The sequence below is a fragment of the Frankia gtarii genome, assembly GCF_025403375.1.
GTDB classification, from domain to species: domain Bacteria; phylum Actinomycetota; class Actinomycetes; order Frankiales; family Frankiaceae; genus Frankia; species Frankia gtarii.
The window spans coordinates 1-6,527 of sequence record NZ_JAMPTM010000343.1 but is presented as its reverse complement, the minus strand read 5'-3'; the positions used below and the strand labels follow the sequence as shown (position 1 = coordinate 6,527).

The 6,527-nt window shown below is 72.4% G+C and carries 4 protein-coding genes; 2 read left to right on the top strand and 2 right to left on the bottom strand.

Going from position 1 to position 6,527, the window contains the following annotated elements; translation table 11 throughout:
• Nucleotides 1-3,551, top strand: a 3,551-nt coding sequence (locus NBZ83_RS28925) for a non-ribosomal peptide synthetase (protein WP_261576211.1), incomplete at its 5' end; no start/stop codon positions are given.
• Nucleotides 3,548-5,065: a cupin domain-containing protein gene (locus NBZ83_RS28920; protein ID WP_261576210.1), complete on the top strand. Its 1,518-nt coding sequence runs from the start codon at nt 3,548-3,550 to the stop codon at nt 5,063-5,065. The genes NBZ83_RS28925 and NBZ83_RS28920, both read left to right, overlap by 4 nt.
• A gap of 42 nt (nt 5,066-5,107) precedes the next feature.
• On the opposite strand, the gene NBZ83_RS28915 is transcribed toward NBZ83_RS28920, so the two are convergent.
• Entirely contained in the window at nt 5,108-6,223 is a 1,116-nt protein-coding gene (locus NBZ83_RS28915; RefSeq protein WP_261570313.1) for a FecCD family ABC transporter permease, read from the bottom strand.
• Nucleotides 6,220-6,527 (bottom strand): iron chelate uptake ABC transporter family permease subunit (locus NBZ83_RS28910; protein ID WP_261576209.1); only part of this gene is annotated, 308 nt, incomplete at its 5' end. The genes NBZ83_RS28915 and NBZ83_RS28910, both read right to left, overlap by 4 nt.

Sequence of the window (6,527 nt, the reverse complement as noted above, 5' to 3'; positions counted from 1 at the left end):
GCCCAACGCAGCCCAGCCCGGTGCAGCCCGGCCCGAGCGACCGGCTCACCGCCGGGCCCCTGTCGGCCGCGCAACGCCGGTTCTGGTTCCTGCACCGGCTGGCCCCGCGCAGTAGCGCCTACCACCTGTCCGCCGGCGTCCGGATCAGCGGCGGCCTCGAGATCGGGGCTCTCGAGGCCGCCCTGCGCGACGCCGTGGACCGGCACGAGATCCTGCGCACCATCTACCCGGCAGACGCCACCGGCGAACCGAGCCAGGTCATCCTTACCCGGCAGGCCGCGGATCTGATCGCCCTCACGGTCCGGGATCTCGCGGCCGACGAGGCCGCCGTCGATGCCGCCGTCGATGCCGCCGCCCGGGCATTCGGACGGACGCCGATCGATCTCGCCACCGAGATTCCGCTGCGAGCACAGCTGCTGCGCGTCGGGCCGGCCGAGCATGTGCTGCACCTGGTGCTCCAGCACATCGCCTGTGACGATCTGAGCTGGCCGATTCTGTTCGCCGACCTCGCGGCCGGCTATCGGGCGAGGACCGGCGGCGAGCCGCTCGACCTCGGCCCGCCGGCCGCCGGCTACGGCGCGTACGCCCGCCGGGAGGCCGAGCCGGAGCACCGCGAGCGCGCCGTCGCGGAGCTGGCGTGGTGGCGGCAGAACCTGACACCGCCCCCTCCGGTGCTGGTCCCGCAGCTCACGACGATCGACCCCGCCAGCGGGGCGGACTCCGCGGGCGACCACACGGCGCTGCGCCGCAGCCACACCCTGTCGGCGCGCTTCACCGACCGACTGCGGGCGTTCGCCGCGGCGCACGACACCTCCCCGGACGTCGTCGTGCTCGCGGCCGCGACGGTCCTGCTGCACCGATCGACGGGGCTCGACGACATCGCCGTCGGCGTGTCCGTCACCGAACGGCCGCAGCCCGGCCTGGACCGGGTCCTCGGCAACTTCGGCAACACGGTCGTGCTGCGCACCAGGGTCGACACCGAGGCGACCTTCGGCGCGCTCGTCGACCGGGTCCGGCGGAACCGCGCAACCGCGTGGGAGCACCGGCACGTCCCCTTCGACGACGTCGTCCGCGCCGTCGGTGGCCACCGGAGCGCCGACGGACCGGTCCTGTTCGATGTGATGGTCCGCTACCGGCCCCCCGCGCTCGGCGACTTCGCCCTGCCCGGGTTGCGCAGCGCCGAGATCGCCCTGGACAACGGCACGTCCCGATTCCCGCTCGTGCTGGAAGCGGTGGAGGACCAGGCCACCATCAGACTGACTGCCGTGGCCGACGCCGGCCGTTTCACCCCCGCCGACGCCGAGCGGATCGTCGGTCGGCTGGCCCGGCTGTGCGAGCAGCTCAGCGACGACACCCTGGTGTCCGACCTCGACCCGCTGTCCACCGCGGAACGCCGCCTCGTCGTCGACGAGTGGTCGGGCGGCCGCGTCGACCCGTTGGTAGGCCGGACCCTCAGCGAGCTGGTCACCGACCAGGCGCGGCGCACTCCGGACGCCGTCGCGGTGGTCGGCGTGGTCCACCGGGCCGCCGGCACGGCATGGACCGCCGAGGCCAGCAAGGCCACCGAAGATATCGAGTCCGGCGAGGATGTCGAGCTCACCTACGCCGAGCTCGAGGACCGAGCCGACCTCCTCGCCGCCCGACTGCGCGCCGCCGGAGTCGGTCCGGAGGTGACGGTCGGCGTCTGCGTACCACGATCGGCCGCACTGGTGGTGGCGCTGCTCGGCGTCCTGAAGGCCGGCGGTGCGTTCGTTCCGCTGGACACCTCCTGGCCACCCCGACGCATCGCCGAGGTCGCCCACGACGCTGGGGTGGCCGCCGTCGTAGCGGGCGCCGACGTCGTCCTGCCCGACCTTCCGGCGGCCGGGACGCCGGGCCCCTCCGCGCGCCGCCCCGACGGCTCCCGCCCGGGCGCCGCCGCGCCGAGCTCGTCCGAGTCGAGCTCGTCCGAGTCGAGCTCGTCCGTGCCCGTCACATGGCTGGACGGCGTCGGCCGGAGTGTCGGAACGACGGGCGGAGCGGGAGCGATCGACGCGGGATCCGAGGTCGACGCGGGATCCGAGGTCGACGCGGGATCCGAGGTCGACGCGGCATCCGGGAGCGACGCCCGGCCCGGGGTCGACGGCCCGCGGGTGGACATGGAGAACCTCGCGTACATCATCTACACCTCCGGATCGACCGGCACCCCGAAGGGGGTGATGATCCGCCACCAGGCGATCTGCAACCGGTTGCGCTGGCAGATCGACCTGATCGGCCTCAACGGGCGTGATGTCGTCCTGCACAAGGCTCCGATCGGCTTCGACATCTCGATCAACGAGATCTTCCTGCCGCTGGTGGCCGGCGCCCGGCTCGTGGTCGCGCCGGCAGAAGCCGGGGGCGAGCCCGGCCAGCTACTGGACATCATCCGAGGCCGGCAGGTGACCTTCTGCTACCTCGTTGCGTCCATGCTCGACGTGATGCTCGATCGACCCGACGCCGCCGCGTCCGGCCGGTCGCTGCAGCACGTCTGGTGCGGCGGCGAGACCATGCGTGACGACCTGTTTCACCGCTTCCAGGAGGCGTGGGACGCACGGCTGTACCACGGCTATGGACCCGCCGAGGCGACGATCGGCGTCTCGTGCCGGGTGTTCGAGCCGGGCGAGACCGAGGCCCGGGTCTCCATCGGCCGACCGAACCCGAACACCCGAATCCGGGTGCTGGACGCCGATTACAACCCTGTCCCGGTCGGCGGCGTCGGCGAGCTGTTCATCAGCGGGCTCCCGCTGGCCCGGGGATACCTCAGTGATCCACGCCGGACCGCGGACCGGTTCGTCCCCGATCCGTTCAGTGCCGTGCCCGGCGCCCGGATGTACAGCTCCGGTGACCTCGCGCGCTTCCGCGGCGACGGGGAGATCGAGTTCCTCGGTCGGGCGGACAACCAGGTGAAGATCCGCGGGTTCCGAGTGGAACTCGAGGAGGTCGAACAGGTGCTGGGTCGCCACCCGGGGGTGGGCCGGGGCGTCGCCCTGCTCCGCACGCGTCCCGACGGCACCGGCGAGCTACGCGCCTACTACGTGCGCGCGGCACCGGCCCCCGCCACGGCCACGGCGCCGGGCAGACCTGTCGATCCCACGATGCTGCGCGGCTGGCTCAGCACCCGCCTTCCGCTGCACATGGTTCCCGACGTCATCGTCGTCGTCGATGAGCTGCCGCTGACCCCCTCGGGCAAGGTCGACCGCGTCGCGGTGGTCTCCCTCGACCTCACGGTGCCGGCGGAGCCGGCGACCACGGTGGCGTTCGTCGAACCGACGGACGAGCTGCAACGGCTGATCGCCGCGATCTGGTCGCAGGTGCTGGACGTCGCGCGGGTCGGCATCCACGACGACTTGTTCACTCTAGGCGGCCATTCACTGCTCCTCATCCGGGTGCACAACCAGCTCGAGCAGCAACTCGGTCGCCCGCTGGCGATCAGCGACCTGTTCACGCACAGCACCGTCGAGCAGCTCGCGCGCCACCTCGCGGCCGATCCCGCGGCCGCTCACCCATCTCCGCGGAGGAGGAACCTGCGATGACCTTGAACCAGACCACGGTGCCCGGGAAGCTACCGGAGCCCGCCGACCTGACCGACCCCGACCTGACCGACGCCGACCTGACCGACGCCGCCGCGTCGGGTGAGCTGATCGCCGCGGTCGAGACAGCCATCACCGGGGCGGGCGCACACGCGCTGGTGCGGGCCTTCGCGGCCAACCCCGCGTTCCGGCCCGCCGAATGGGAGGAGCTCACCACCGAGGCCGATCCCTACCGACGCCCGGTCCGCCCGGCGGACCTGGCCTGGTTGGACTACGCCACGACGCTGCCGGCCGACAACGTCCTTGCGTTGTCCGGCCTGCTCGGGCACCGGATGCTGCGCAACATCTACGATGCCGATCTGCTGTACCTTCCGCCGCGGCCGAACCCGGCGGCCGATCGGGACGGCGCGGACTTCTACAACGCGGCGAACCGCCTGCGGGGTGCGCTCGCCCAACCGGTGCTCGAACACCATCTGTTCACGTTCCTCGCCGAGGACCGCCCCGGCCCGTCCTATCCCGACGCCGGGCTCGCCGGGCTGCGCCGTGAACTGCGCGAGTATGCCGAGCAGCGCCAGGCGCACCCGGGCGACGCCTTTGCCGTGCTGCGCGGCACCCGCGACCGCCGCGAGGCGACCACGTTCGCGCTGCTGCAGCTGTCGGCCTTCCTGCCGGCGGCGCGCACCGCGATCGCCCGAGCGGCCCTCGGCGAGTACGACCCGGCGCATCCGACAGCCCGGGGCCTGTTGCTCGACGACTACCAGCGGTGGGTCGCCGACGCGCGGGCCTGGACGGATCTGCTCGGCGCCGCGGAGCTGCGCACCGGCGCCGGCGCCTACTGGCAGCTGTACCTGAACACCTCGCTGGCGCGGGGCAACCAGCTGCACCGGCTGTCCCGGGCGCCGGAGCGCTTCGCCGAGCTGCTCGGTGCGTTCGTGCACCAGCGCATCGACGCCGCCGCGACCGCCGGCGTCTGGTCGGACGCCGTCGAGGACGGTCTCGGTGTTCGACCGGCGTTCTTCGCCGACCCGCCGTCGACCGCCACCCCGCAGGCGCTCGACGAGCTGGTCGCCGCGCTGGTCGAGCCACTGCGGGCGCTGCTCGGCGAGGACACGTTGACCGCGTTCCACACGGGCTTCAGCGACGCCCGCCGGCTCACCCGGCTATGGGACCGTGACCTCGCCACCCAGCTCGCCTGGGCGGACTCGATCGAGGAGCACAAGGCGAAGGCCGAGGCCATCGACGCCTACCTCGTCGGCGAGGGCATCGACGTCGATCTGGACACCTTCGTCGAGACCAGCGAGGAGACGTCGACGACCCACGTCCACAACGAACACCGGCTCGTGATGATCGAATCCGGTCAGATGCACTTCTGGAACAACGTCACCCACAAGATCGCCCTGCGGGACGGCGACAAGATTCTCATCCCCAAGTCCCGGCTGCACGGCTCGACCGTGCTCTCCGGGTCCTGCACCTACCATCAGCCGATCATCCCGGATGAGATGTACCTGAAGTTCTGACCCCTGACGTTCTGACCCCTGGCGTTCTGTTTCCCGCCGCTCTCATTTCCCCTTGCGCCATTCCCGCCCCAGCAGCCAGGTCAGGTAGAGACCGCCGATCGCTCCGGTGCTCACGCCGACCGGAAGCTGGACCGGGTTCAGCAGCCGCTGGCCGGCGAGGTCCGCGACGACCAGAATCAGGGCTCCGGTCAGCGCGGCGGGAAACAGCGTCGGCGTCCCCGACCGCGCCAGCCGGCGCGCGATCTGCGGCGCCGCCAACGCGACGAAGGCGATCGGGCCGGCGGCCGCGGTGGCGACCGCGGTCAGACCCACTGCGCAGACCGCCAGTGCCAGCCTGGTCCGTTCGATCGGCACCCCGAGCGCGCCGGCCGTCTCCTCCCCCAGCTCCATGATCATCAGATTGCGGCCGAGGAGCAGCGTGATGGGCAGCACGACGGCGAGGACGGCCCACAGCGGCCACACATACGCCCACCCGAGCCCGTTGACGCTGCCGACCAGCCAGTGCTGGGCGCTCTGCGCGCTCTCCAGGGTGGCCCGGCTGAGCAGGAACGCGTTCACGGACGCCAGGACCGCGCCGACGCCGATCCCGATGAGGATCAACCTGTTTCCCTGGACGCCACGGCGGTAGCTGAGCCCGTAGACCATGACCGCGGTCAGCAGCCCCCCGCCGACGGCGCCGGCCGGCACGCCGATGGAACTGTGCGGGTACAGCAGAATGAGCAGCAGGCCACCGGTCGCGGACCCGGTGGTGAACCCGATGATGTCCGGGCTGCCCAGCGGGTTGCGGGAGACGCTCTGGAAGATCCCGCCGGCGACGCCGAGCGCGGCGCCGACGCCGATGGCGATCAGCAGGCGGGGCAGCCGGAACCGGTTCACCACGGTCTCCAGCCCCGGCGGTCCGTCACCGAGCAGCGTGCGGACCACCTGCCCCGGGGTCGCCTGGTAGTCGCCGGTCATCAGGGTCCACCCGCCGACCAGGACTATCAGACCCGCCAGCAGGCCGCTGACCAGGAGCGTGCGGGGATGTATCCGCCACGAGACCCGATCCGACATCGCCCGCAGCGCCCACCCGGACCCGGGGCCCGCGGATCGGTCCGCCGCCGGGCCGCTCGCCGCCCCGATCCCCGGGCCGGCGCCGACGGCCGGCGGGCCGCTCACAGCTGCACCACCCGACGGCGGCGACACAGCACGATCAGGACCGGGGCACCGATGAAGGCCATGATGATCCCCACCTCCAGCTCGCCGGGCGCCACGATCACGCGGCCGGCCACGTCGGCGATGAGGACGAGGACGGGGGCGAGCACCGCGCTGTATGCCAGCACCCAGCGATTGTCCGGGCCGGTGATCAGGCGAGCGAAATGCGGCACGGCGAGCCCGACGAAGCCGATCGGCCCCGCGATCGCCGTGGCCGTCCCGGACAGCAACACCACCGCGACCCCCCCGGACCAGCGGATCGCCCCCG